Below are 23,968 nucleotides of genomic sequence, written 5' to 3'. Positions count from 1 at the left end.
CCGAGCACGGCTTAGAGCCCGGAGTACGAGTGCAGGCCGTTGAAGACGGTGTTCACGAGTGTGAAATTGATGATCACGCAGGCGTAGCCAACGATCGACAACCAAGCTGCGCGGGTTCCCGTCCAACCACGGGTAGCCCGGGCGTGGAGGTATCCGGCGTAGACCACCCAAATGACGAACGTCCACACTTCCTTGGGGTCCCAGCCCCAGAACCTGCCCCAGGCCTTCTCAGCCCAGATGGCACCGAACATGAGGGTGAACGTCCAGCCGATGAAGGCGATCGCGTTGATGCGGTAGGACAGGTTTTCCAGGCTCAGCGCGTTCGGAACCACCCGCATGAAGCCAAGATTGTCCGCCCGGCCGGCGGCCAGGTTCTTCTGCCGGTACGACTGGACCAACTGCAGCGCGGACATGGCGAAGGTCAAAGTAAACAGGGCCGAGGACAGGACCGCGATGGAGACGTGGATGATCAGCCAGTAACTCTGCAGGGCCGGGACCAGGTGGCCCACCGGCGTCCAGAACGATACCGAAGCAGCCACCAGCATGATGATGGCCAGGCCGATGACGAACGTACCGAGGAACCGCAGGTCACGGCGGATGAGCACGATCAGGAAGACTGCCACGGCGACGAATGCACCGGTGGTGAGGAACTCGTACATGTTGCCCCACGGCACCCGGCCTGCGCCCAGTGCACGGGTCACAACGCCCGCACCATGAATGAGTACGCCCAGTACTGTAAGTGCCACAGCCACCCGGGCAGGCACACGCCGTTCGGCTGAGTACTTCATGTCACCGGCCGCTGTGCCACCCTCGATGGTGAGGCCCGACGTCGGACGCTCGGCACGGCCAGCCGGCCCACCGGCGTCGGCCCCTCCCAAGCGTCCGCTGGCGCGACCAGCGGCCACCGCCACCTTCTCTGAAGGAGAGCTGGCGGCGGCCTTCAAGTCGATTGCACGCAGCGCCTTGCTGCTCTTGGCCAGGTCCCAGGCAAACGCGATAAACGCCACGGTGTACGTGCCGGCGGCCAGCAGCATGAACAGCTCGCTGTACTGGCCCAGGGTTTCGTTGATGACGGGCATTACTGGTCCTTCGAGGTTGGGGAAGAGACTGTGGGGGTTGCTGCCGGGTTGCCGGAGTCAGAGGAGATCTGCCATTCCCGGGTAAAGAGTTGGCGGAGGGCTGCTGCTTCGCCCGCGAGCCGGTGGTCTTCGCCTCGCGCCAGCAGGCCATACTCCACCATGGTGCGGCCGTCCTGGTGGGTTCCCGTGCGGACCCAGACACGGCGGCGGTTGACGTAGAGCGAAGTCACCAGGCCGGCAACGGCGAGTAGGCCGAAGATCAAGGCGTACAGCTGCCCGGGGTTGTGGTGGACGTCTACGCCGATGTACTTCTTGACGCCGTCGAAGCTGATGCTGCCTTTGCCGTCCGGCAGCGTTTTCGTCATCCCTGGGGCAAGCGTGATTCCGCCGGCTTCAAGTTTTCGGCCGTTGAGCTGTGTGAGGTCCCTGACGTCCAGCTCGAACACGTTCTGGGGCACGCCCTTGTCCAGGCCGAGGTCGCCGTAGTAGGAGTCAAGGCTCAACTGTGGGTTGAAGAGTTCAGGACTAGCGCTGAAGGAGATGCCCTCATCGGACTTGAAGGCCGTGGGCAGGAAGAAGCCCTGGAACGCCAGCTGGTCCGGTTTGCCGTCCGGCACCTTGATGACCACGGATGAGTAGTAGTTGTCGCCTTGGACCTTGGCCGTGACCGGCCCCTGGAAAGCGATGTTGCCCTCGCCGTCGCGGACGGTCACTACGGGGGCGTAGCCGTTTCCGGTGAGGTACAGGCTGGTGCCGCCCAGTGTGATGGGGTCGTTGACTTTGAGGATTTCCTTCTTCGCCGGCGAATCCGGATTTTCCTTGGTGGTGACCTCGGCGGTGTAGTCGATCGGCTGGCCGATCTTCTTCGGCGATTCGCGATCGAAGGTGGCCTCGAACTTGTCCAACTGAATGGAGTAGGGCTGGAGCCAACTGCTCTGGAAGTTGGTGCCCGGCGTGAATTGGTCGTAGCCCACCAAAGTATTGACGAACGTCTCGCCTTCTACCAGGATCCGCTGGCCGCTGTAGCCGAACAGGCCGCCGATAGCCACGGAAACCAACACGCCGATCAGGGAAGTGTGGAAGACCAGGTTGCCGACTTCCTTCAGGAAGCCGCGCTCGGCACCCAGGGACGGGAGGTCGCCGTCGACGTCCCTGACTTCCACGCGGTAGCCGCGCCTTTTGAGCAGTCCGGCGGCATCGTTGATAGCTTTCGACGCCGGGATCCCGGCGTCGGCGGGCAGCGCCAAGGTGCCGTACTCCGGCAGTCGCGAAAGGCGCTTGGGCGTGCGCGGCGGCTGCGACTTCATCGCCTTGTAGTGGGCGATGGCCCGCGGGGTGACGCAACCGATCAGGGAGATGAACAGCAGGATGTAAATGGCCGAGAACCAGGCCGACGAGTACACGTCATAGAGCTGCAGGGCGTCGAGCAGCTGACCATAGGACGGGTTGTCCTTGATGTACTGGGTGACAACCGCAGGGTTCGCAGGGCGTTGCGGGAACAGGGACCCCGGCACCGCGCCCACGGCCAACAGGAGCAGCAGGAACAACGCCGTCCGCATGCTCGTCAGCTGGGTCCAAGCCCACCGAAGCATGCCCAGGATACCCAAGGAGGGCAGCGCGGCCTCGGACTTGGCCTGCTGGAGTTTTCCTTCCGCTGTCTTCGTGTTCGTGCTTTCAGCGGGTGGTGACTTCTTCTTGGCTTTCACGGACTCGCTCATCAGATTGGCAACTTCACATCGGTTTGGAACCAGTACTGCAACTCGGTCACCCAGTTTCCCCACACACCGGTGGCCATCAGGATGCCGAGCAAAATCAGGATGCCTCCGCCAAACCGCTGGATCGCCAGGCGGTGCGTCCGGAAGAAGGACATGACGCCCATGCCCCGCCGGACGGCAAGGGCGATCAGGAGGAACGGGATACCCAGGCCAAGGCTGTAAACGAAGGCCAGGAGCGCACCCTTTGCCGCCGACGATCCGCCGGACAAGCTCAGCAACTGTACCGCGGAGTATGTGGGCCCGATGCATGGGGCCCACCCCAGGCCGAACGTCAGCCCCAGGAGCGGCGCGCCCCACAGGCCGGCCGGAGGCTTCGCATGGATTTTGGCGTCGCGCTGCAGCCAACCAAAGCCACCCATAAAGACGACGCCCATGAGGATGACCAGAATGCCCAGCACTTGGGTGATCCAGGCGTTCTGCGGGCCTGTCAGGAGGGTCCCAAGCTGCCCAAAGGCACCGCCCAGGAGGACAAAGATCACCGAAAAGCCCAGCACAAACAGCCCAATACCTGCCAGCATGCGGCCGCGCCGCTGCTTTTGGAGATCGACGCCGGTCAGTCCCGTGACGTAGCCAAGGTAGCCGGGGACGAGTGGCAGCACGCACGGCGAAAGGAACGAGACGAGTCCGGCCAGCAGCGCGACCGGCACGGCAAGCAGCAGTGATCCGTTCAGGATCGTCTCGGCGAAAGGACTGTTCATTGGTACTACTCAGCCACTGCGGACGTAATGAGGGCCTTCAACGTGCTCTTCTCAATTTCGCCGAGGACGCGGGAGGCAACTTTGCCCTCCTTGTCCAGGACCAATGTGGTGGGCACCGCGCCCGGAGGCACGATTCCGGACACAGACAGGAGCACGGCCCCGTCTTTGTCGTTGAAGCTCGGGTAGGTGAGGTTGAAGGTCTTGTCGAAGGCCTCTGCGGTGGCTTTCTCGTCACGCAGGTTAACGCCGAAGAATTGAACGCCTTGGTCCTTGAAGTCCTGGTGCAGGGCTTCAAGCTGGGGAGCTTCGACGCGACACGGGGCACAGGCCGCGAACCAGAAGTTCAAGACCGTGACTTTACCCTTGAGATCTTCGGGCTTGACCGTCTCCCCATTGAAGAGTGTCCCCTTGAGCGCCACCGGTGCAGCGCGGTCGGCTTTGGCGAACTCGGTGACGGAACCGTCCCCGGCCACGTAGTTCTTGTTGTCGCCTTTTCGGGCCTGCTCTGCGAGGGAGTCCTTCTGGGCGCAGGCCGACAGGCCCATGGTAAGTCCTGCCAACAGGACACCACCGGCTGTGAGCACGCCGCGACGCGAAACGTTGTTGTTCATGTGCCTACGCCCCCGGAGTGCTTGCTGCACCGGGAAGGAGCACGGCAGCAGGTTCGCTGTATTCGACCCGCACAATCCTGCCGTCCTCGTCCAGGACCAGGGATGTCAGGGAGGTCAAGGTGCACTCACGCTTACGGGGGTCGTGCGCCAGCCGGCGGCCCTCGGCGGACAGGCGGGTGGACCAGATGGGAAGCTGATGGCTGACGAGGATCGCTTCCGCGCCGTCGCCACCCAGTTCGATCGCCTTGACGCGCGCATCTTCAACGGCAGCCATGACGCGTGCGGCCTGCTCTTTGTAGGGCTCGCCCCAGGACGGGCGCAGGGGGTTCCGGAAATAGAGCCAGTGCTTGGGCTTCAGGAATTCGCTGCGCGTGGGGTGGAGTCCCTCGAAGTGGTTCTCTGCTTCGATGATCCTGGGGTCTGTATGGATATCGAGATGGAGTGCCTCGGCAGTGGGCATTGCCGTTTCCTGGGCGCGCGTGAGCGGCGAGGCGACCAAGTGGACAATCCTGGCACCCTCGTTTGCGCGGACGGTGAAGTGCTCGGCCAGCATGCGGGCCATCTCCCGGCCCCGCTCGGAGAGATGGAATTCAGGCAGCCGGCCATAGAGGACGCCATCGGGATTATGGACCTCGCCATGGCGAAGCAGATGGACAGTTGCTTGGGGCATGTTTACCAGTTTCTCAAAGAAGCGGGGCGATCCGAAATCTTCTACCGTCAGTAGAACTCAAAGTTTTCTCAAAATGTTCCGTGGAGTTGGAATAAAAGATGCATATGCATGTTTATACTAGACACGAAGCTCGGTTGACGTTTCAAGTAAATGCATCAACCAGTCCGCCGGGCAAGCAAGCGGTACCTTCCACTACATACAGGAGAAACATCATGATGACCCTTCCCGCCAACGTCACCACCGGCATCTGGACCCTCGACGCTTCCCACAGCGAGATCGGCTTCACCGTCCGCCACGCAGGTATCAGCAAGGTCCGCGGCGTCTTCAAGGATGCCGAAGCAACCCTCGAAGTCGGCGAGACGCTGACGGACTCCAAGGTCAACGCAACCATCCGGACCGCCAGCTTTGACTCCGGCGACGTCAACCGCGACGGCCACGTCAAGGGCGAAGACTTCTTCGATGTGGAGAAGTACCCGGAGATCACCTTCGTCTCCCGCCACGTCAAGGCAAACGGCGACGGCTTCGATCTTGTGGGCGATCTCACCATCAAGGGAGTCACCAAGGAAGTTTCCATCGAAACCGAATTCAACGGCGTCGCAGTGGATCCCTTCGGCAACACCCGTGCAGGCGTCTCCGGCGAAACCACCATCAGCCGCAAGGACTTCGGCCTGACCTGGAACGCCGTGCTTGAGGCCGGTGGCGTCCTGGTCAGCGACAAGGTTGTCATCAACCTGGAACTCGCGTTCATCGCACCGGCAGCTGCCTAGATCCACAGCAGCTTGCACGGGAACTCGTACAGCAGTCCCGAGTAAACGGCGCCCCGTCACAGTTCCGCTGTGGGGGCGCCGTTTCGCATACTCATTTGCATACTCGGAAGTCACCCTGCGATTATTCGGAAAACACCCTGTAGTTCACTGCGCGGCAGCTCCGAATTTCCTATGCATCCCTCAACCTGCGGTCTAAAGTGATGCCATGAGTAACCCAGACGAAGCACCACAGCCTCAGCAGCCCGGCGCCCAGCCTCCGCAGCCCGGCAATGTTCCTCCTGCGGGTTACCAACCACCGCAGGGTTACCAACCACCCCAGGGCTACCAGCCGCCGTCGCAACCTGGGCAGTATTCGCAGCCTGGCCAGTACTCACAGCCCGGGCCAGGCCAGCCGCAACAGGCGGGCGGTTTCCACTTCGAAATGCCTACCGACGGCCCCCGCAACTTCAATGACATCCTTCCCCAAGGTGGTTTCTCGGGCCTCTTCAAGACCATGGGCCTGCCCACCGAGCTCAAAGTGTCGTACTTCATTTGGGTCATCTCGGGACTCCTGGGCCTCCTGTTTGGCCTCATTGGGCTTTTCGCCATCATCGCAGCGTTCGCTTTCATGCCGGGAGTTGCCGCACTCCTCCTGGTTCTCCTGATCATCAGCCTTGCTGTTGCAGCCGCCCAGATAGTCCTTGCCATGAAGATGAAGGAAGGCAAGGAATGGGCACGCCTCGCCCTCACCGTCCTTGCCGCAGTTTCCCTGTTGCTCGCCATCTTCGGCTCCATCAACGCCGGCGGACCCGGTGCAGGCCTGGGTGGCAACTGGTTTGGTTTCCTGGTCAGCGCAGTGGCCGTTGTGCTGATGTGGCTGCCGAACTCGCAGCTGTGGTTCAAGGCAGTAAAGGGCGCCGTCTAACCTGCCTGAAGTACCGCCGTCGGGCTCTCACCCAAGCCGGCCTGACAGGTGCACAAGGCCGTGGTGGTCCATTCGACCACCACGGCCTTCATCATGAAGGCGTACGCCATCGTGATGATTTCATCTGAAGCAGGAAATTCCTGCGTGTGATCATCCGCAGCACCGGACCCCGGAGGTACGGTGGAAGCAGAACCAGGCTGGGGGCAGGGTCTTTTTGCTGATCCCGGCAGCCGTACCAGCAGTCGAACAAGCAAAGGAATGCAATGAGCAACCCTCCATACCCGCCGTCCAACGCCGGGGACGCCAAACCGGGCGATCCCAACACCGGTGATAACAAGGGCGACGCCAACAAGCCTGAGCAGCCGGGCCAGCCATCCATGCCGCAGTACGGTCAGCCGTCGGCACCGCAGTATGGCCAGCAGACTCCCCAATATGGTCAGCAGCCCAGCGCTCCGCAGTACGGTCAGCAGTCCCCGGCTGCTCCCCAATATGGCCAGCCCCCGGCTCCACAATATGGTCAGCAAGCTCCCCAGTTTGGCCAGCAGTCGCCGTACGGCCAGCAGCCATCTCCCTACGGTCAGCAGGCCCCGCAATACGGGCAGGACACCAACTGGCCCAGCCAGCAGCCAGGGCCTGCTACGGTTCCCCCGCTGGTCAACATCTCCTTCTGGATGATCATCGCAGCGGGCATCCTGTCCGCCATCAGCTCGCTGATCCTGGCCACCACCGGCTCGGATGCCTTCATCAACTCGATGATCCAGCAGGCTGCACAGCAGGGCACCGAATTCCCGGAAGGCTCCCTGGAAGGCATGCGTGGCGGTATCGTCGTTGCCGCCATCATTGGGGCCATCGTGTCCCTGGGCCTCTACGCCTTGGTTGCATTCCCGGTCCGCAAGGGCAAGAACTGGGCCAGGATCCTGGGCACCGTCTTCGCGGCGATCTCCGTCCTCGGCCTCGCCGGACTGTTCCAGTTCGGTGCTACGTACGGCATCCTGCAGCTCTTGGTGATCCTGCTGGGAGTTGCCGCAATCGTCCTGCTGTACCTGCCGGCGTCGGCTCCGTATTTCCGTAAGCCGCAGCCTTTCGGCAACCCGTACCAGAACCCGTACGGCCGCTAAACCACGGCAGTTCGTTCCACAGCGGGCGCGGACCCGGAAAGGCTAGACAGCCTGACCCGGCGTCTGCGCCCGTTGTGCGTGGTACGCCAGGATCTGCAGCTCGGTGGCCATATCCACCTTGCGGAGGTTCACGTGCGGCGGAACCTGCAGGAGAACCGGAGCAAAGCTCAGGATGCTCCGGATTCCGGCAGCGATGACGCGATCACAGACTTCCTGGGCCACTGTGGCGGGCAACGCCAGCACCACCATGTTGGTGTGGGTGCGTTCCAGGACACGTTCAAGTTCCGCTGAATCGCTGACCCGCAACCAACCCACCTCGTTGCCGATCACCATGGGGTCTGCGTCGAAGATAGCCACGACGTCGAATCCCCGGGACTCGAAGCCGCCATACCGCGCCAGCGCCTTGCCGAGGTTACCGGCGCCGACGATTGCGACCTTCCAGTCGTGCGTCAGGCCAAGGGCTGCAGCAATGTGACGGCTCAGGTACTGGACTTCGTAGCCCACCCCGCGGGTCCCGTACGAGCCCACGTAGGAGAGGTCCTTGCGGAGCGTGGAGGAGCTGACGCCTGAAGCCTCGGCCAACGCGTCCGATGACACACGTTCCACGCCTTCCGCCAGGAGCGAGTTGAGCGCGCGCAAATAGAGAGTCATCCGGGCCACAGCCGCGGGCGGGATCTGCTTGGCGGCAGGTTCGTTGTCCCCGCTTGTTGCCCCCGGGGACGGTTCCAGCGCAGTCACGGTTTTCTCCATTGCGTCGCTTGTTGTTCCACTCTATGGCCCTTGGGCGGACTCAACAAAAGCCGGTACTTCCGGGTAACAGAGTCCCGTGGTCCTCAGCCTTCGAGAACTTTTTTCAATGTACGGGTCAAGCGCTGCTCGTCGATCTTCCAAAAGTCGCGCTGGACCCCATCCACCAGCACCACTGGAATTTCCTCCGCGTAACGCTCCTGCAGTTCTGCCTTTCCGTCAATTGCCTGCTCGGTCCACTGGATGCCCAGTGCCGAGGTAACGCGCTCGACGGCGGCACGTGCCTCCGTGCACAGGTGGCAGTCAGCTTTGGTGAGGAGGACGACGTCGGGAATAGCCATGACACAACGGTAACCGCCCCAACGCTCTCTCACATCCACCCCCTCCCCGGCCATCCCTCTCTCACATCCACCCCCTTCCCGGCCATCCCTCTCTCACATCCCACCCCCTTCCCGGCCATCCCTCTCTCACATCCACCCCCAAACCACCAACGCTCTCTCACATCCACCCCGGCGGTCGCCCACCGTGCGCCCTCAACGCCGGGGCCGGGCGATTGACTAGACTCAAGGCATGCCCGACGAGAAGAACGCCGCCGTGGTCGCCGACGCCAAGGTGCCACAGCACACCGGCGAAGCCGCTTTCTTCGACGTCGACAACACATTGATGAAGGGCGCGAGCCTCTTCCACGTGGCCCGCAAGATGTACGAACGCAAGGCATTCACCCTGTCCCAGGCGGCTGGCTTCGCGTGGAAGCAGTTCAAATTTGTCATGCGTGGCGAGAATATGGACGACGTCCATGCCGTGCGCGACTCGGCCCTGACCTTGGCTGCCGGGATAACCGTGGAGGACATCAAAGCCCTCGGCGAAGAAGTTTATGACGAAATGATCGAGTCACGGATCTGGCCCGGAACCAAGGCACTCGCGGAGCAGCACCTTCGTGTAGGCCGACGGGTGTGGTTAGTGACGGCCACACCCATTGAGGTTGCCACAGTCATCTCCACAAGGCTCGGACTGACGGGCGCGCTGGGGACCGTGGGCGAGGTCCATGACGGAATGTATACCGGCAAGCTTGTGGGTGACATCCTGCACGGGCCGGCCAAGGCCATCGCCGTCCAACTCATAGCTGATCAAGAAGGCTTGGACTTGGAACACTGCTGGGCTTACAGCGACTCTGCCAATGACATCCCGCTGCTGACTATGGTGGGTCACCCCGTGGTGATCAACCCCGACTCCAAGCTGCGCCGGCATGCCCGCGACAACAACTGGCCTGTATACGACTTCCGCTCCGGACGCCGTGCAGCAACCCTTGGACTTAAGGCCGCAACCGTCGGCGGAGCCATTTATGGACTGTGGCGAGGGTTCTCAAAGTTCCGTGGTCCCCGCTAGCCGTTCCGCTCTCACATCCCAACGCGTTTCCACCGTTCCGCTCTCACATCCTCCATTAGCACTGGTCTGCCTGTGGATAACTTCTGCACGCTTTGCCGCTTCCAAGAAACAATGCGGGTATGCAGAATTCGCTACTCAACCCGTCCGGCCCGATCTTGCGGCCTTTCAGCCTGAACGAAGCCAAAGCAGCGGGCATCAACCCCGCAGCCATTTGGCGCAGCAGCAACATTCTTCCCGTTAGCCGTGGTTTGTACCGTCCAAGCGATTGGGATTTCGACCTTCCGGCAGCCGCACGTTCCCTTTCCTCAGCCAGCCCTGGCGCTTGGATCTCCCACACAACTGCCGCCAGGCTCTATGGTTTTGTCTTGCCAGCGTGGCTTTCGGATTCCAATGAACTGCATTTGAGCAAACCCCGACATCTGCCATCTGTTCGGCGTAAGGGCATCATCGGGCACACGCAAAAGCACTTCGAGGGAGAGATTGAGCAAGTCCAAGGGATTTGGATGAGCACTCGAGCCCGAACATGGCTGGATTTGGCGCGTCGTCTCCCCCTTCATGACCTCGTATGCGTGGCAGATCAGTTGATCCGCATTCCGCGGCCCGAGTTTGAGGGGCGCGATGCACCGTTTGCTACTGCTGAGGAGCTCGGGAGCATCGTCGAACGACACAAAAACCGCCAAGGCGTAGTCCGTGCACGGCAAGCCCTTGACCTTATGCGCGTCGGGGCCGACTCGGCTCCAGAGACTTTGCTGCGTATGGCCATGCTTGATGCCAATTTGCCGGAACCTCAGCTTCAGGTGATGCTGCGCGCGAACGACCCCTTCTCGCCTTCAGCGGACTTGGGTTTCAAGGCCCGTCGCCTCGCGATCCAGTACGACGGCGGCCATCACCTTGAGGAGGAGCAGATGCATAGCGATCGGCGCAGGGATAAGGCCTTCAGAGCAGCCGGTTGGACTGTCCTTGTCTTTGGAAAAGAGGACCAGGCGGACAACTTCGGCAATGCCGTTCGGCAGATCAAGAGGGCCCTGCGGACTGCATGGATGGATCCATCCGTTGCCTCCGGGTTTGCCAGGAACGCGATGTGAGAGAGCATTCGGCGAAACAGGTCAGGATATGAGAGAACATCCGGCCAAACCGGCCAGGAAGTGAGAGAACATCCCGCCAAACCGGCCAGGAAGTGAGAGAACATCCCGCCAAACCGGCCAGGAAGTGAGAGAACATCCCGCCAAACAGGTCAGGATGTGAGAGAACATCCCGCCAAACAGGTCAGGATGTGAGCGAACATCCTGCCAAGAGCGCCCCGACGTGAGAGAACATCCGGCCAAACAGGCCAGGAAGTGAGAGAGCAAAAATGCCCGCCGCCTTGGAGGCAACGGGCATTCACGCTTGGTGAAGTATCTCTACTTCTTATTGCGGCGCTGGTGGCGAGTCTTGCGAAGCAGCTTGCGGTGCTTCTTCTTGGCCATACGCTTGCGGCGCTTCTTAATAACTGAACCCACGAAAGTTCCTTACAAACTAGATGAAGGTCCTGTCTGTTGGAACGGATCCGCGGACTAGCAGCAGACAGTACAACTGACAGATTCTTACATTGACGTAAAACGTTCCTTAACAGAGTACCGCTTCAAAGGGGCACCCCGTGACCACGGTCCGCGGGACGGACTCCGGCGCCCTCAGGCGGTCTCCGATTGTCCGTCGACCACAGCACCCTTGAGGTACTGGGCCACGGCTTCTTCAGGCACCCGGAAGGAGCGGCCAAACCTGACGGCAGGCATTTCCCCTGAGTGGACCAGGCGATACACAGTCATTTTGGAAACACGCAGGACGTCGGCTACTTCAGCCACAGTCATGAAACGCGCATTCGAGAAGTTAGTCTCCGCGGACATTTCCCATATTCCTTTGCTCTCAGCTGGACAGGACACCCCCAGTAGAACGGTGTGCCGATGCTGAGCCATCAAACAACCATGTGCTAGATACTCTAGAGGCTGAAGTGACCAATGTGAAAGCATTTCCGGTAAGTGGGACTCTACTCCCCGGCTACTCCCCCGGGACCAGCCGGCGCTTCCGAGCCGACGCAGCGAGCTGCTCCAGCACTGAAGCGGTGACGTCCCATTCCATGCAGGCATCGGTAACGCTCTGGCCGTAGACCAGTTGCTGCTCACCAGCCAATTGCTTGGCGACGTCGAGGTTCTGCGCCCCGCCCACCAGGAAGCTCTCCAGCATCACGCCGGCAACAGGAGAAGAAGAACCGGTTTCAAGCTGCGCACCGATTTCCAAGGCAACTTCGGCCTGGCGGTGGTGGCTCTTGCCGCTGTTGGCGTGGCTGGCGTCCACGATCAGGCGTGGGTTCAGTCCCTTGGCGGCGAGCTTGGCGGAGGCAGCGGCAACGTCTTCCTGCGAGTAGTTGGGGCCCTTGCGGCCGCCGCGCAGGATCACGTGGGTGTCCGGGTTGCCGGACGTGGCCACGAGAGCCGCCCGGCCGTCGTCGTCGATTCCGAGGAAAGCTTGCTCAGCCGCCGAGGCGCCACAGGCATCGATGGCCACCTGGAGGTCGCCGTCGGTTCCGTTCTTGAAGCCGATGGGCATGGACAGCCCGGAGGCGAGCTGGCGGTGGATCTGGCTTTCCGTGGTGCGGGCGCCGATTGCACCCCAGGAGACGAGGTCCGCCATGTACTGGGGGCTGATGGGTTCCAGGAATTCCGTGGCGGTGGGCAGTCCAAGCGCGGTGACCTGCTTGAGGAAGCCGCGGGCTGCCCGCAGGCCGGCGGCAATATCGTGGCTGCCGTCCAGGTGGGGATCGTTGATGAGGCCCTTCCAACCGACTGTGGTGCGGGGCTTCTCGAAGTAGGTCCGCATGACGATCAGCAGGTCTTCCTTGTGCTTCTCCGCCTGGCTGACCAGTCGGCGCGCGTATTCCAGGCCGGCCTTGGGATCGTGGATGGAGCAAGGCCCGACGATGACCAGCAGGCGGTCGTCCACGCCGTCCATGATGGCCCGGACTTCATCCCTGCCACGGTCGACGACGGCAGCTGAGCGGGCGTCCAGCGGCAACTCGGCGATGAGGTCCTGAGGGGCCGGAAGGGGCTCGAAGCGGGCTACCCGCAAGTTGGAGGTGGCGGGCTGGGAGGCTTTCCCGGCAGCGGGGAGTGCCTCGTTATCGAGTGTCTCGGTGGATTCTGCAGCGATGCTGGTCATTTCTGGGTCCTGTTCCGGATGCGGAGCGGGCCCCTTTTCAGAACCCGCCGGATATGGCGAAGGGCAGAGAATAATCTCTGCCCTGCTGGCTCTGAAGGAAAGTTGGATGCGTGTCAGTTAGACGCGGGCCCCTCCAGAGCCAACGAAAAATACGCATACCAACGCTTAGTCATAGCCACACCATAACCGCGGTTCGTCAAACCGGGCAAATTGGGTCCGTCATGATGACAAAAGTTTGCGGAGGAACTGGAGCTGCTTGATCCAGTGGTGCTCCTGGCCGCCCTCGTGGTTATTGAAGCGGTAGACCTCGATGTCCTTGGCGGGCGCATTGCCGCCCGAAGCCGGGTTTCCAGCGCCGTAGTTGTTGAAGCTTGCAAACACGGTTGACGGCGGGCAAATATCGTCCATCTGGGCCGCTGAGAAGAGGGCAGGCACTCTGGCTGCCCGGCCGAGATGCACGCCGTCAAAGTAATTCAGCACGGCAAGCATTGGCTCATACTTGTCACGGTGCCGCCCCAGGAAGCCGGCAATTTCCGGGTATGGCCCACGAGGCGCGATGTCGATCGCACGGGGAAAGTCCTGCAGGAAGGGGACGTCAGGCAGCGCGGCGATGACGCCGTCGAGCCTTCCGGCCACCAGCCCGGCGGCCGCCACCGTAATGCCACCTCCTTGGCTGATACCGGCCAGCACCACTTTGGAAGGGTCGACGGCGGGATGGCTCTGCGCCGCTTCTACCGCACGGAAGGCGTCCACGTAGACCCGGCGGAAGTAGTAATCGTCCTGATGGCCGGCTCCCCGGGTCATCAGGCCTGCATAGTTGATGCCGCCGGCCGACGGATGTGGATCCGGGGTGTCACCGGATACGCCCCCGTAGCCCTGGCCGCGGGTGTCCATGATGAAGTGGGCGTATCCAGCCTGCGCCCACCGGGTGTTCTGGTTGACCAGTCCGCGTCCGCCGGAGTAGCCGATGTACTCCACGACGACGGGAAGCTGCTGCCCTGGTTCAAGGTGCGATGGAACGTGGAGCCAGCCCTTGATGCGGTCTCCCCCGAAGCCGGAGTACGTGACGTCGTACGTGTCCATGACGCTGAGGTAGTTGTCCACGGGCTCGAACGCAGCATTCAGAGGCAAGGCCCGGGCCTCGGCGAGGGTGCGCTCCCAGAAAGCGTCGAAATCAGTAGGCGGAACGGCGCTGGAGGTGTAGTTACGGAGCTGCTCAAGGGGCAGGTCAAAGAGAGGCATGAGGACATCCTACGTCATAGGGTTGTGTCGCCGGTCACCAGGACGGGGACTTACAAGGGAGTGATCAAGAGGTTTCGGTAAGCCGCCCGCAGAGGGGCCATTTGGCGGATTCCAAAGTAGCCGCCGCCCAGGAGTTCCTGGCTGGTGTCCACCCAGTCGAAGAGGGGCAAATCATTAATCGAAAAGGCCACACGGGGACCAGCTTTGATGACTTCCATCCGATAAAAGCCGCCTGCATCTTCAGCTGGAGGAAGGGGGTCCGCTCCCTGCGCTACAAGTTCGAAGCCGGCACTTTTGCGCAGGTTGCACGTCCTGAAGGCACGCTCCGCGGCGTATTTGTGGCGGAAGTAGGAGATGTGGAGCGCATCAATATCCCCCGAGTGGTACTGCGGATAGTAACCGGTCCGCGGTGCCAGCGAAGCGGAGAACAGATCCTTGCCATCGTGCCCCCGCGCGGAGAAGAACACCATGGCCAGGCCTGGTTCCTCAAGCGGAAGGAACTCCCATCCGATCCGGACATGGTCCGGGATTTCCTCAGGGCACCAGAGGGTCCAGTGGGCATGGTCTCCGTGTTCCTCTGGGTCAAGGGAGCCCGACAGAACCAGCGCCCTGGTTCCGTCGGCGCCCAAATCCGGGCCGCCGTCGTCGTACACTCCGAACTGGACCGGCCCTTCGGCGACCCAACCAGCGATATCCGAAGGACCCCGCAAGGGGTTGGAGTAGATCAAGCGCCCACTCCAGCTTTGAGGGTGGCGGCCAACCCATAGCCGAGCGCTTCGAGCTGCTCCGCGACGTACACCGCAATCCGGCGCGCACCCGTCTCATGGAAGTGCGTGTTGTCCTCAAGGCCGCCAGCCCAGTGCGCATGCTCGCCGGGAGCGAAGTGGAAGAACAGCTCCTTGGACCCCTCCTCCCCCAGTTCCTGGTACAGCGCGCAGGTCCACTGGTTGAGGTCGATGACGTCCAACCCCAGCTCCATGGCAAGTTCACGCACGACGGCGGGATAGTCACCCAGCGTCTGCTGCAGCGTTCCATCCGGGAAGTTCCGGCGTTCCACCGGTGTACACAGAATGGGAATGCCGCCCTTGGAACGGACATCGGCCACCATCCGCTTCAGGTTCTCCGTATAGCCCGTTCGGGCAGCGAGATGCCCGCGCTTTTGGTCGTTGTGCCCGAACTGGATCAGCACGAGGTCGCCCTTAACGGTCTGGCCCAGCAGCTGATACCAGAGGCCTTCATCGCGGAACGACTCTGTAGTGGCACCGCCCTTGGCATAGTTGTGCACCGCAGCCCACCAATAGGTTTCGGGCGCGAGGTGGGCTCCCCAACCGCTCATCGGGTATTCGTAGCTGGGGCAGGCTGCCACAGTGGAGTCGCCCGCGAGGAGGATTTTCATGATTTTCCTTTCATCAAGGAGCTGCTAGCCCTTAACCGAACCGATCAGCATTCCCTTGGCAAAGTGCTTCTGCAGGAACGGGTAGAAGATAAGGATGGGCAGGGTTGCCACCACGATCACGGCAAACTTGATGCCTTGCTCTGGCGGAATGTATGACGGATCCACATTGCCGGTGCCAAGGAGATCCGAGGCGGCGGTGACCTGGCGCAGGTACATCTGAAGCGTCCACATGTTGTTGTCGCTGAGGTACAAAAGCGGGGACATGAAGTCGTTCCAAATACCCACCGCGTAAAACAGCGCAAACGTGGCCAACACCGGCTTGGACAGCGGCAGCAGGATCCGCCAGAGGATTCCGATCTCCGTCGCGCCGTCCATCTTGGCCGATTCCTCGAGCTCGGCGGGGAGTTCCTGGAAGAAGTTCTTGATGATGATCAGGCTGAACGGGTTGATGGCCGCGGGCAGAATGAGCGCCCAGTAGCTGTTGAGCAGGCCCAGGTCCTTCACCAGGAGGAACGTTGGAATCATGCCGCCTGAGAAGACCATGGCAAAAACCACCAGGGACAGGATCAGTTTCCGGCCCCGAAGTCCACGTTTGGCCAGCGGGTAGGCCATGGTGACCGTGAGGACCAGTTGCACCAGCGTCCCAACCAGCGTGACCAGCACGGTGGTGATCAGGGCTTTGGTAAATGCCGGCGTGGAGAAGATGTACTCATACGCCCCCAGCGTGAATTGCTCCGGCCAGACGAAGAACGCCCGTCGGGTGATCTCTGCTTCGTTGGCGAAGGATCCTGCCAGGACGTAGACGAAAGGCAACAGGGTGATGATGCCGATCAGGGACAGGAAAACGTAGTTGGCGGCATCGAAAATCCGCCCGCCGCGCGTGTTGTGAATCTTCATTAGAAAAGTCCGCTCTGGTTGAACCGCTTGGACAGCCAGTTGGTGCCGAAGATCAGTACGATGCCCACCAAAGACTTGAAAAGCCCGACGGCGGTGCTGTAGCTGTAGGCGCCTTGTGTGATGCCTACGAAGTACACGTAGGTATCAAAGACGTCGGCCACGCTGCGGTTGAGTGCGTTGGTCATGAGGTAGATCTGCTCGAAGCCGGTGTTGAGCATCTGCCCTATGGCCAGGATCAGCATCACGATGATGGTGGACCGAATGCCGGGCAAGGTGATGTGCCAGACGCGCCGGAACCTGCCGGCGCCGTCGATAATTGCGGCCTCGTACTGGTCCTGGTCCACGGTAGCCAGTGCCGCCAGGAAGATGATTGTTCCCCAACCGGTGTTCTTCCAGATTTCCTGGAGCACGATCAGCGGCCGGAACCAGTTCGGATCGGACAGGATGTCCACGTTGGTGCCGAACAATCCGTTGACGAACTGGAACAACGGTCCGATGTCCAGGGCGAAGAGCAGGAAGCTCAGGGACGCCACGATGGTCCAGGACAGGAAGTGCGGGATGTAGACGAGTGTCTGGACGGTTCGCTTCAGAACCGAAAGCCGGACCTCGTTAAGCAGCAATGCCAGGACGATGGTCAGCGGGAAGGCGATCCCCAGGTTCAGGAAAGCCAGGATCAGTGTGTTGCCCAGCAACCGCGGAAAGTCCGGGTTGGCGAAGAAATCGGTGAAGTTCGTCAATCCCACCCATGGACTGCCGTTGACGCCCAGGAACGGAACGTAGTCCTTGAAGGCGATGGACACCCCGTACATGGGACCGTACCGGAACACTGCGAAGTACAGGACGCCGGGCAGGAGGAGAAGATACAACCATTTGTAATGTGCAAAGTGGACTGCAAAGCTGCGTCGCCGCGCCGGGGCGGGCGGCACGCTGGCCGCCCGCTCCGGGGCCTTGGCTTCGACGACCGGGGCGGTCACTTCCTGGTGTCCTGCCACAGCTTGTTTATTTCTTCTTTGACCTTGTCACCGCCGCTGGTGTTCCACAGCTTGATGGCATCCTTTAAGCCCTGCTCGTCCAACTGCCCGGCCAGGTACTTGATGCGGGCATCGGCCACAATGTTGTCCAGTTGCGCGCCCTTGGCTACATACGTGGGGGAAACGAAGGCCGCGGCCGGGTTGTATACGGCACTCTTGAGGTCGTTTGCCATCACTGCAACGCGATCGTCAAAGACTTTCTGCTCGTACTCGGACGCCTGCTTCACCGGGTAGAAGTTGTTCCCCGTGACGTTGGTTCCAAGTTGCGCGTAGCTCTTGATGTCGGTGTTGACTACCTTGCCCTCCGGCGTTTCCGGCTTGATGGTGGCGGCGAGGCCGTCCTCAACCGTGAAGTTGACTCCCTCGATGCCGTTGTTGAGAAGTACAGCAACTTCTTTGCTGTTGAGTTTGTCCAGGAATGTCAGGACGTTCTTCAGGTCGGCTTCGGTTTTGACGCTGGACTTGGGGATGGCCAGAAAGCCGGAGTAGCCGTCGGTCGGGTGGGCGTGCAGTTCACCGTCCGGGCCCTTAAGGCTGCCTACGAAGCCCACTTTGTTCTGGAAGTCGCTCGGGTTGGCCTGCTTGAAAAGGTTGATCAGTACGCTGACCCGGGAGTCGACGTCGACAATAATGCCGCCCTTGCCGTTGAAGAAGGGTTCATTCCATTTGGTGGGATCGAAGGTGGCGAAGTCGGGGTTGATGAGCTTCTCGTCCACCATCTTCTTGATGAAGCGATCAGCCTGCAGGAATTCCTCGGTTTCGAAGCTCGGCACCAGCTTGCCGTCCCGCTCGGTCCAGCGGTTTCCGGCGCCGAACCAGGTCTCGATCATGTCGTAGGGGCTGTTGGTGCCCAGGGCGCCCCATTTGGGAATCGTGATGCCGTAGGTGTCGTTCTGGCCGTTGCCATCCGGATCCTGCTCGGTGAATGCCTTGGCCACTTTGTACAGTTCTTCGGTGGTCTCCGGCGCCTTCAGACCCAGTTTGTCCAGCCAGTCCTGGCGGAACATCACGGCGGCGCGGATCGGATTACGAGCCCGGAAAACCCCGTAAACCTTGCCGTTGACGCTGGCGTTTTGCTGGACTTCGGGGAACGTGGTCTTCAGGTTCGGGTAGTCCTTCAGTTTTTCGGTGAGGTCCCAGAACGCCCCGGCTTCTGCGTTCTTCACGAAGCCCGGCGACTTGCCCTGGACCACCAGGACATTCGGGATCTCGGAGGAGGCCAAGGTGATGTTCATCTTGTCCTCGTAGGAGGCGTTGGGCGCCCACGAGATGTTGATGTCCTTGCCCGTGAGCTCTTCAAGCTTCTTCTGCACGGCGCCGTCCGGCGTCGGCGGTTGTGCCTCCAGGAAGGGCGCCATGATCTTCACGGATGAGAGGTCCGACGCCGGCGCTTCGCCACCGCAGGCGGTCAGGGCAAAGGCGGCAGCGACGACGACGGCGGCTGCCAGCGTTGGTTTCTTACGGGACAGGACGTTGTTGGTCATTGCTGTTCCTTTTCCACTTCTTCGGGGTTGGTTGAGATCGAGGGTGTATCTGCGGAGTTGGCAGGAAAGCTCTTGAAACTCCACAGTGACGATTCGTTTTGATACGTTTCATTCATGCCGGCGACCGGGGTGTCCAAGGAGCGATGAAGGAGCATCCTGGTATCAACGGGAGGGCGGTTGCGTGGAGCCTCAGACAAGGTTGCCCTCCCGCCTGACGGCTGGGGCGGCAGTTGCCGGGGTTGCCGCTGCCGGGGTTACGAGGACCTCGGTCCCGACCGCTTCGCCCGCGGCCATGGCGTGGTCATTGGCAGCAAAGAAGCGATCGCACAGCCACCCGGTGACATAGAGCCACGCCCCGACCCCAAAGAACGGAATCAATCCGGGCACCGAACGGCAAACAAACACGGCGGCCGCAGTCACAAAAAGGAGAATGGCAGTACCGGCGAGGTGCCTCATGGCAAAGCGTGAGGACATCAGGAAGTACTGGGGCAACGGCAAGGTGTAGCGGGCGAACATCGGGAAGAGGTAGCAGCACGCCCCGGCAGCAAACAGGGCAGCGACGAAGATCGCCGCCGACGCTACTTGCGAGCCAAAGTCCCAGCCCGCCGAGAAATACCCCCAGTTCAGGACGAGCGCTACGCCCACCATGAGCACAGGCAACCCAAGAGCATTCCCCTTGCCGAAGTTCTTGAAGTACTCGCGGGCGAAGCGGCGCACAAGCGGCACGGCATCGCCGCGCACCTTCTCGCGAACCAGGATGTGAGCTGCCACAGTGCTGGGGCCACACCCAAGGACAACGCCACCCAGTACCGTGAAAATGATCCACAGGATATTCAGGCATGCAATCCACAAGAGCGTGTCAAAGAGCGTGTAGGCCTTAAAGCCGAAGGCGGCAGACGCCATGGCATCCCCTCTCCATCGTTGCAGAAGAAGCCCGATCGACTGGCAGGAAAAGTTGTTGCGAAGTGGCAGAACAACGAGTCATGCGAGCCGATCAGGGTAGCCCGGGTGGGCCGCGTCACAGTCAGTAAACGCTTTCCCGAAAATCTAGACGCATCCCCTCGCGAGAGTCAAGACAATTCTTGAATCGTTACATTCAAGCCAAATCCGCGCTACACTGGGCTCAGCCGGGTCTGGGAAAGCGCTTGCTAGGTGTAGCCTGAACCCGCTGGGACACTTCACGAATTACCTTGACGACGGCGTCATAGCCTCGTTGCAGCGCCAGCAGAGGAGAACCATGGACAAGCCGTCCGACGAATCAGCCCTGAGCACCAAGACGCCCGGGAGAGCCCCGGCGAGAATAGCCCTGGTTGGTGTTCACGGCTTCGGAGCACACCATCTGGGCAACCTTGAGCGTCTTGGCCATTTGGGAACGGTGGACCTCGTCGCTGTAGCGGATCCCAACCCTCCGGCACCCGGCGCGTTGCCGGAGAACACCGCCATTCACGCCGACCTGGATGCCCTGCTGGCCGGTGGACACCAGCCAGACGTCATCATCGTGGCAACTCCCATCCAGACCCATGCGCCGCTGGCACTCGCAGTGCTCGCCTCCGCCGCGGACCTTTATCTGGAGAAACCCCCGGTCGCGTCCATGCAGGATTTCCATCGACTTCAGGAAGCCGCCACCGCTGCCGGCCGCAGCGTCCAAATCGGATTCCAAAGCCTTGGTTCACACGCCATCAAGGCACTTGAACGCCTGGCCAGCGGCGAAGCCACGGACGAACTCCCCGGTATTGGAACCCTCAAAGGAATCTCGGCTACCGGCCGATGGGTTCGGGACCGCGCCTACTACAAGCGGTCGCGATGGGCTGGAAAGCGCAGCCTGGACGGGGTGGACGTCGTGGACGGTGTGGCCACGAACCCGCTTGCCCACGCCATTGCCACGGCCTTGCGCATCGCCGGCGCCCGCACCGCAAGCGACCTCGCTTCGGTGGAAACCGACCTCTACCGCGCCAACGACATCGAAGCCGATGACACCTCAGTGATCCGGATGCGGACCGTGGACGGGTTGCCCATCACCTGCGCCCTGACGCTTTGCGCCGCCGAGTCCGTGGAACCTTACGTCACCCTCCACGGAACGGAAGGAACTGCCGTGTTCCACTACACGGAGGACCGTGTCACAGTACGCAACGGCGACGGCGAATCGACCCGCACCTTCGGCCGCGACGACCTCACCGAAAACCTGCTCCAGCACCTGTCGTCCGGAACGCCGCTCCTGAGCCCCTTGGATCACAGCGGCGCCTTCATGCGTGTCCTCGAGGCCATCCGCACCGCCGAGGCTCCCGCGCTCATTCCCCACACCAGTGTCTACTGGGTTGGCCAGGGCGATCAGGCCCACGCCGTCATCCCGGGCATCGAGGAAATCCTGGATCGTGCCACCCGCGCCCACGCCACCTTCAGCGAATTGGGCCTCCCTTGGGCCCGTCCGACCACTACGGGCGCGGAGCCTCTCTTCTCCTCAGGGAACAACCCTGCGGCCACCCTTCGCAGCGGAGCGGACCTCGAAACCGAGCTCTCGCCCCGGCCGTATCTCCACCCGGTCTCCACGGTGTCCGGCACCGTGGTGACCGATCATTTGCCGGCGGATCACGTTTGGCATCTCGGCGCGGGATTCGCCCTGCAAGACGTCAATGGCAGCAACTTCTGGGGCGGCCGGAGCTACCGCCGATCGGCTGGGAAGTATGTGGACCTCTTGGACCACGGCCGCATTGAAGCAGCGAAGATCACCCGTGAAGGCGACCGGACGACCCTTGAACTCGACTGGCTGGCCTCCGACGGCAGCTTGGTCCTCGAGGAGCGACGAACATACCGGCGGACCGATGTTGACTCGCGCACTTGGCGCCTCGACATCGGGACGGAACTGCTCGCCGTCGTCGATGTTTCACTCGGCAGCCCCGGTTCGCATGGTGCCCCGGGCAGCGGCTACGGCGGCTTCTTCTGGCGTCTTCCTGTCAATGGCTCGCCGCGCGTCTTCTCCTCAACAAGTGACGGGGAGCCTGCCGTGCATGGTTCCGTTGCGCCGTGGCTGGCGTGGACGGGAGAGTTCGACGGCGGCCCTGCCACCCTGGTTTTTGCCGCGCCACCGGAATCGCCGGACCCATGGTTCGTCCGGTTGTCCGAATACCCGGCCGTCGGCTCGGCCCTCGCTTGGGACAAGGCAGTTGAGCTCACAGCCGGATCCACCGTCAAGCGCACCAACTCCGTCTGGATCAGTGACGGAAGGCTGGATCTCCAGGAAATCCAACGCTTGGTGGCCGATCTGTGAGGCCTGGCGCCACGTCCGGTCTCAGGGCCGCGAGTCTGACCATCCAAGGCCATGCCGCCACGCGTTCCGGACAGCAGGAAGCCCAGATCTTTGAAGCGGCTCGGGACCATACGTTTGACGCTTCGCCGGGAACGTGGAGGTTCGTGCCCGTCGAACCTGGATGCTGAGCCTCAACAGGTCTATTTCCCGCCTGCATCGCTGAGTACATTGGTACCAATGTAGGCGTTTGGGAAGCGAGGGCCAGGTGTCTCACGTCATTCCGCCGGGGGTCAGCCGGCGTCTGTACAACGAAGACCTCGCACCGGCGGAGCACCGTACGTGGGGTTTCTATTCGCTGTTTGCGATGTGGATGTCGGACATTCATTCGCTGGGCGGCTATACGTTCGCGGCGGGCCTCTTCGCGCTTGGGCTTGGTGCTTGGCAGGTGTTCCTTGCACTGGTTGCCGGGATTGCGATCGTTTTTGTGCTGATGAATTTCTCCGGATACGCCGGCCAGAAGACCGGAGTTCCCTATCCCGTGCTCGCCCGGATCTCGTTTGGAACGTTCGGCGCCAACCTGCCTGCCCTGATTCGTGCACTGGTGGCGATTGCCTGGTACGGGATCCAGACATGGCTGGCCTCCCGCGCCGTCATCGTCATCGCACTGGAGATCTGGCCGGACCTCCGGGGCCTCACTGAGAACAACTTCCTGGGCGAATCCACGCTTGGTTGGCTGGCCTTCCTGCTGATGTGGTCGCTCCAGCTTCTTCTGCTCCGAAACGGCATGGAGACCATCCGGCGGTTCCAGGACTGGGCCGGACCTGCCGTCTGGGCCGTGATGGGCGTGCTGGTGGTCTACATCCTGATCCGTGCGGGGTGGAACATTTCCCTCGACCTGCCCGGGGGCAATGCGCCATGGGGAGTCGCCCACGCGTTTTTCGCCGCCACAGCACTGACGGTGACGTACTTCTCCACCTTGATGCTCAATTTCTGCGACTTCTCCCGGTTCGCGCCTTCCCGCAAGGCCGTGCGCACAGCCAATCTGTGGGGGCTGCCGGTCAATTTCATCGCCTTTTCCATCGTTTCGGTCGTCGTCACCGCCGGGACCTTCAAGGTGTACGGGGAGTACATCTACGACCCCGTTGAGATCGTTGGGCGGATCGACAACATCTGGGCTCTCTTACTCGGCGCTGTCACCTTCGCCGTGGCAACACTCGGTATCAACGTCGTGGCAAACTTCGTGTCACCGGCCTACGACCTCGCGAACGCCTGGCCCTCACGGATAGACTTCCGGCGCGGCGGGCTGATCGCCGCGACGATCGCACTTGTCATTACGCCCTGGAACCTGTTCAACAGTCCGGTGGTCATCAACCTGTTCCTCGGTGGACTTGGGGCTCTACTGGGGCCGTTGTTCGGGATCATCATGGTTGACTACTACGTACTCCGCAAGCAGCGAGTGCTGGTGCGGGACCTCTTCAGGGAAGAGGGATACTACACGTACACCCACGGCTGGAACCAGAAAGCGCTCCTCTCGTTTATCGTCTCCGCCGTCCCGGCTGTGATCCTCGCGCTGGTTCCTGCGTTTGCCGCTGCCGCTGCCTTCTCATGGTTTATCGGGGCAGGTGTGGCGGGTACGGTGCACTATTTCATCTCGCGCCACGACACCACCCTGGCTGAATCGGTCAAGGCTGCCGCCAACGAAGAAGCCTTCTCAGCCTGACCTCGGC

General features: G+C 61.6%; 24 protein-coding genes. 7 read left to right on the top strand and 17 right to left on the bottom strand.

All coding sequences use genetic code 11. The features are described 5' to 3' along the window. Nucleotides 1-11 precede the first annotated feature (11 nt). The 5 genes from ccsB to J2Y41_RS00520 are packed head-to-tail and all read right to left on the bottom strand — an operon-like array spanning nucleotide 12 to nucleotide 4,833. Entirely contained in the window at nucleotides 12-1,079 is a 1,068-nt protein-coding gene (gene ccsB / locus J2Y41_RS00540) for a c-type cytochrome biogenesis protein CcsB (RefSeq protein ID WP_309925194.1), read from the bottom strand. Then, nucleotides 1,079-2,797, bottom strand: a complete 1,719-nt coding sequence (locus J2Y41_RS00535; protein WP_309925191.1) for a cytochrome c biogenesis protein ResB — start codon at nucleotides 2,795-2,797, stop codon at nucleotides 1,079-1,081. The genes ccsB and J2Y41_RS00535 overlap by 1 nt, the downstream gene beginning before the upstream one ends. Then, nucleotides 2,797-3,552, bottom strand: coding sequence for a cytochrome c biogenesis protein CcdA (locus J2Y41_RS00530; protein ID WP_309925189.1), 756 nt, complete (start codon nucleotides 3,550-3,552; stop codon nucleotides 2,797-2,799). Before J2Y41_RS00530 ends, J2Y41_RS00535 begins: the two co-directional genes overlap by 1 nt. A 5-nt stretch (nucleotides 3,553-3,557) precedes the next feature. Then, nucleotides 3,558-4,163 (bottom strand): TlpA disulfide reductase family protein, encoded by a 606-nt coding sequence (locus J2Y41_RS00525; RefSeq protein WP_309925187.1) that lies wholly within the window; start codon nucleotides 4,161-4,163, stop codon nucleotides 3,558-3,560. Nucleotides 4,164-4,167: 4 nt separating this feature from the next. After that, nucleotides 4,168-4,833, bottom strand: a complete 666-nt coding sequence (locus J2Y41_RS00520; protein ID WP_224088776.1) for a histidine phosphatase family protein — start codon at nucleotides 4,831-4,833, stop codon at nucleotides 4,168-4,170. Nucleotides 4,834-5,048: 215 nt separating this feature from the next. On the opposite strand from J2Y41_RS00520, the gene J2Y41_RS00515 reads away from it, so the two are divergent. The 3 genes from J2Y41_RS00515 to J2Y41_RS00505 all read left to right on the top strand — a co-directional run bounded on the left by J2Y41_RS00515 (nucleotide 5,049) and on the right by J2Y41_RS00505 (nucleotide 7,622). Further along, a complete protein-coding gene (locus tag J2Y41_RS00515) occupies nucleotides 5,049-5,600 on the top strand; it encodes a YceI family protein (protein ID WP_224091146.1) in 552 nt (183 codons plus the stop codon). Between the two features lie 205 nt (nucleotides 5,601-5,805). Beyond that, a complete protein-coding gene (locus J2Y41_RS00510; protein ID WP_309925184.1) occupies nucleotides 5,806-6,504 on the top strand; it encodes a hypothetical protein in 699 nt (232 codons plus the stop codon). Between the two features lie 263 nt (nucleotides 6,505-6,767). Further along, on the top strand, nucleotides 6,768-7,622 hold the full coding sequence (locus J2Y41_RS00505) for a hypothetical protein (RefSeq protein ID WP_309925181.1): 855 nt from the start codon (nucleotides 6,768-6,770) through the stop codon (nucleotides 7,620-7,622). A 42-nt stretch (nucleotides 7,623-7,664) separates the two neighbouring features. On the opposite strand, the gene J2Y41_RS00500 is transcribed toward J2Y41_RS00505, so the two are convergent. Both J2Y41_RS00500 and J2Y41_RS00495 read right to left on the bottom strand, forming a co-directional pair. After that, a complete protein-coding gene (locus tag J2Y41_RS00500; protein ID WP_224088779.1) occupies nucleotides 7,665-8,372 on the bottom strand; it encodes a redox-sensing transcriptional repressor Rex in 708 nt (235 codons plus the stop codon). An 83-nt stretch (nucleotides 8,373-8,455) separates the two neighbouring features. Then, nucleotides 8,456-8,710, bottom strand: a complete 255-nt coding sequence (locus tag J2Y41_RS00495) for a glutaredoxin family protein (protein ID WP_224088780.1) — start codon at nucleotides 8,708-8,710, stop codon at nucleotides 8,456-8,458. Between the two features lie 229 nt (nucleotides 8,711-8,939). Between J2Y41_RS00495 and J2Y41_RS00490 the strand changes: the two genes are divergently transcribed. Together J2Y41_RS00490 and J2Y41_RS00485 are read left to right on the top strand one after the other, a co-directional pair. Beyond that, a complete protein-coding gene (locus J2Y41_RS00490; RefSeq protein ID WP_224088781.1) occupies nucleotides 8,940-9,755 on the top strand; it encodes an HAD family phosphatase in 816 nt (271 codons plus the stop codon). A gap of 119 nt (nucleotides 9,756-9,874) precedes the next feature. Further along, nucleotides 9,875-10,840, top strand: a complete 966-nt coding sequence (locus J2Y41_RS00485; protein ID WP_309925174.1) for a DUF559 domain-containing protein — start codon at nucleotides 9,875-9,877, stop codon at nucleotides 10,838-10,840. A gap of 315 nt (nucleotides 10,841-11,155) precedes the next feature. On the opposite strand, the gene J2Y41_RS00480 is transcribed toward J2Y41_RS00485, so the two are convergent. The 10 genes from J2Y41_RS00480 to J2Y41_RS00435 form a co-directional block, all read right to left on the bottom strand. Next, nucleotides 11,156-11,254, bottom strand: a complete 99-nt coding sequence (locus J2Y41_RS00480) for a 30S ribosomal protein bS22 (protein ID WP_003792170.1) — start codon at nucleotides 11,252-11,254, stop codon at nucleotides 11,156-11,158. 171 nt (nucleotides 11,255-11,425) lie between these two features. Continuing rightward, nucleotides 11,426-11,638, bottom strand: a complete 213-nt coding sequence (locus tag J2Y41_RS00475; protein ID WP_017199160.1) for a helix-turn-helix domain-containing protein — start codon at nucleotides 11,636-11,638, stop codon at nucleotides 11,426-11,428. 151 nt (nucleotides 11,639-11,789) lie between these two features. Continuing rightward, nucleotides 11,790-12,947 carry a 3-deoxy-7-phosphoheptulonate synthase gene (locus tag J2Y41_RS00470; RefSeq protein WP_309925171.1) on the bottom strand — a complete coding sequence of 386 codons (1,158 nt, stop codon included), beginning with the start codon at nucleotides 12,945-12,947 and terminating at the stop codon, nucleotides 11,790-11,792. Between the two features lie 219 nt (nucleotides 12,948-13,166). Then, a complete protein-coding gene (locus J2Y41_RS00465) occupies nucleotides 13,167-14,189 on the bottom strand; it encodes an acetylxylan esterase (RefSeq protein WP_309925169.1) in 1,023 nt (340 codons plus the stop codon). A 50-nt stretch (nucleotides 14,190-14,239) separates the two neighbouring features. Next, on the bottom strand, nucleotides 14,240-14,917 hold the full coding sequence (locus J2Y41_RS00460; protein WP_309925164.1) for a DUF1961 family protein: 678 nt from the start codon (nucleotides 14,915-14,917) through the stop codon (nucleotides 14,240-14,242). Beyond that, the gene (locus tag J2Y41_RS00455; protein WP_309925162.1) at nucleotides 14,914-15,585 is read right to left on the bottom strand and encodes a rhamnogalacturonan acetylesterase; all 672 of its coding nucleotides are present in this window, start codon (nucleotides 15,583-15,585) and stop codon (nucleotides 14,914-14,916) included. The genes J2Y41_RS00460 and J2Y41_RS00455 overlap by 4 nt, the downstream gene beginning before the upstream one ends. A gap of 24 nt (nucleotides 15,586-15,609) precedes the next feature. Continuing rightward, nucleotides 15,610-16,482: a carbohydrate ABC transporter permease gene (locus J2Y41_RS00450; protein ID WP_224088785.1), complete on the bottom strand. Its 873-nt coding sequence runs from the start codon at nucleotides 16,480-16,482 to the stop codon at nucleotides 15,610-15,612. Beyond that, nucleotides 16,482-17,474, bottom strand: coding sequence for a sugar ABC transporter permease (locus J2Y41_RS00445; protein ID WP_224165277.1), 993 nt, complete (start codon nucleotides 17,472-17,474; stop codon nucleotides 16,482-16,484). Before J2Y41_RS00445 ends, J2Y41_RS00450 begins: the two co-directional genes overlap by 1 nt. Next, nucleotides 17,453-18,997, bottom strand: a complete 1,545-nt coding sequence (locus tag J2Y41_RS00440; RefSeq protein ID WP_309925159.1) for an extracellular solute-binding protein — start codon at nucleotides 18,995-18,997, stop codon at nucleotides 17,453-17,455. The genes J2Y41_RS00445 and J2Y41_RS00440 overlap by 22 nt, the downstream gene beginning before the upstream one ends. 189 nt (nucleotides 18,998-19,186) lie before the next feature. Further along, nucleotides 19,187-19,900, bottom strand: coding sequence for a DUF624 domain-containing protein (locus J2Y41_RS00435; RefSeq protein ID WP_309925157.1), 714 nt, complete (start codon nucleotides 19,898-19,900; stop codon nucleotides 19,187-19,189). Between the two features lie 334 nt (nucleotides 19,901-20,234). On the opposite strand from J2Y41_RS00435, the gene J2Y41_RS00430 reads away from it, so the two are divergent. Together J2Y41_RS00430 and J2Y41_RS00425 are read left to right on the top strand one after the other, a co-directional pair. Beyond that, nucleotides 20,235-22,262, top strand: coding sequence for a DUF6807 family protein (locus J2Y41_RS00430; protein ID WP_309925155.1), 2,028 nt, complete (start codon nucleotides 20,235-20,237; stop codon nucleotides 22,260-22,262). 244 nt (nucleotides 22,263-22,506) lie between these two features. Next, the gene (locus J2Y41_RS00425) at nucleotides 22,507-23,961 is read left to right on the top strand and encodes an NCS1 family nucleobase:cation symporter-1 (RefSeq protein ID WP_309925152.1); all 1,455 of its coding nucleotides are present in this window, start codon (nucleotides 22,507-22,509) and stop codon (nucleotides 23,959-23,961) included. Nucleotides 23,962-23,968 lie beyond the last annotated feature (7 nt).

Source organism: Arthrobacter sp. 1088 (genome assembly GCF_031455315.1).
Lineage (GTDB): Bacteria > Actinomycetota > Actinomycetes > Actinomycetales > Micrococcaceae > Arthrobacter.
Note: the sequence above shows the minus strand (reverse complement) of the source record. Positions and strands in the feature narration are given on the sequence as shown.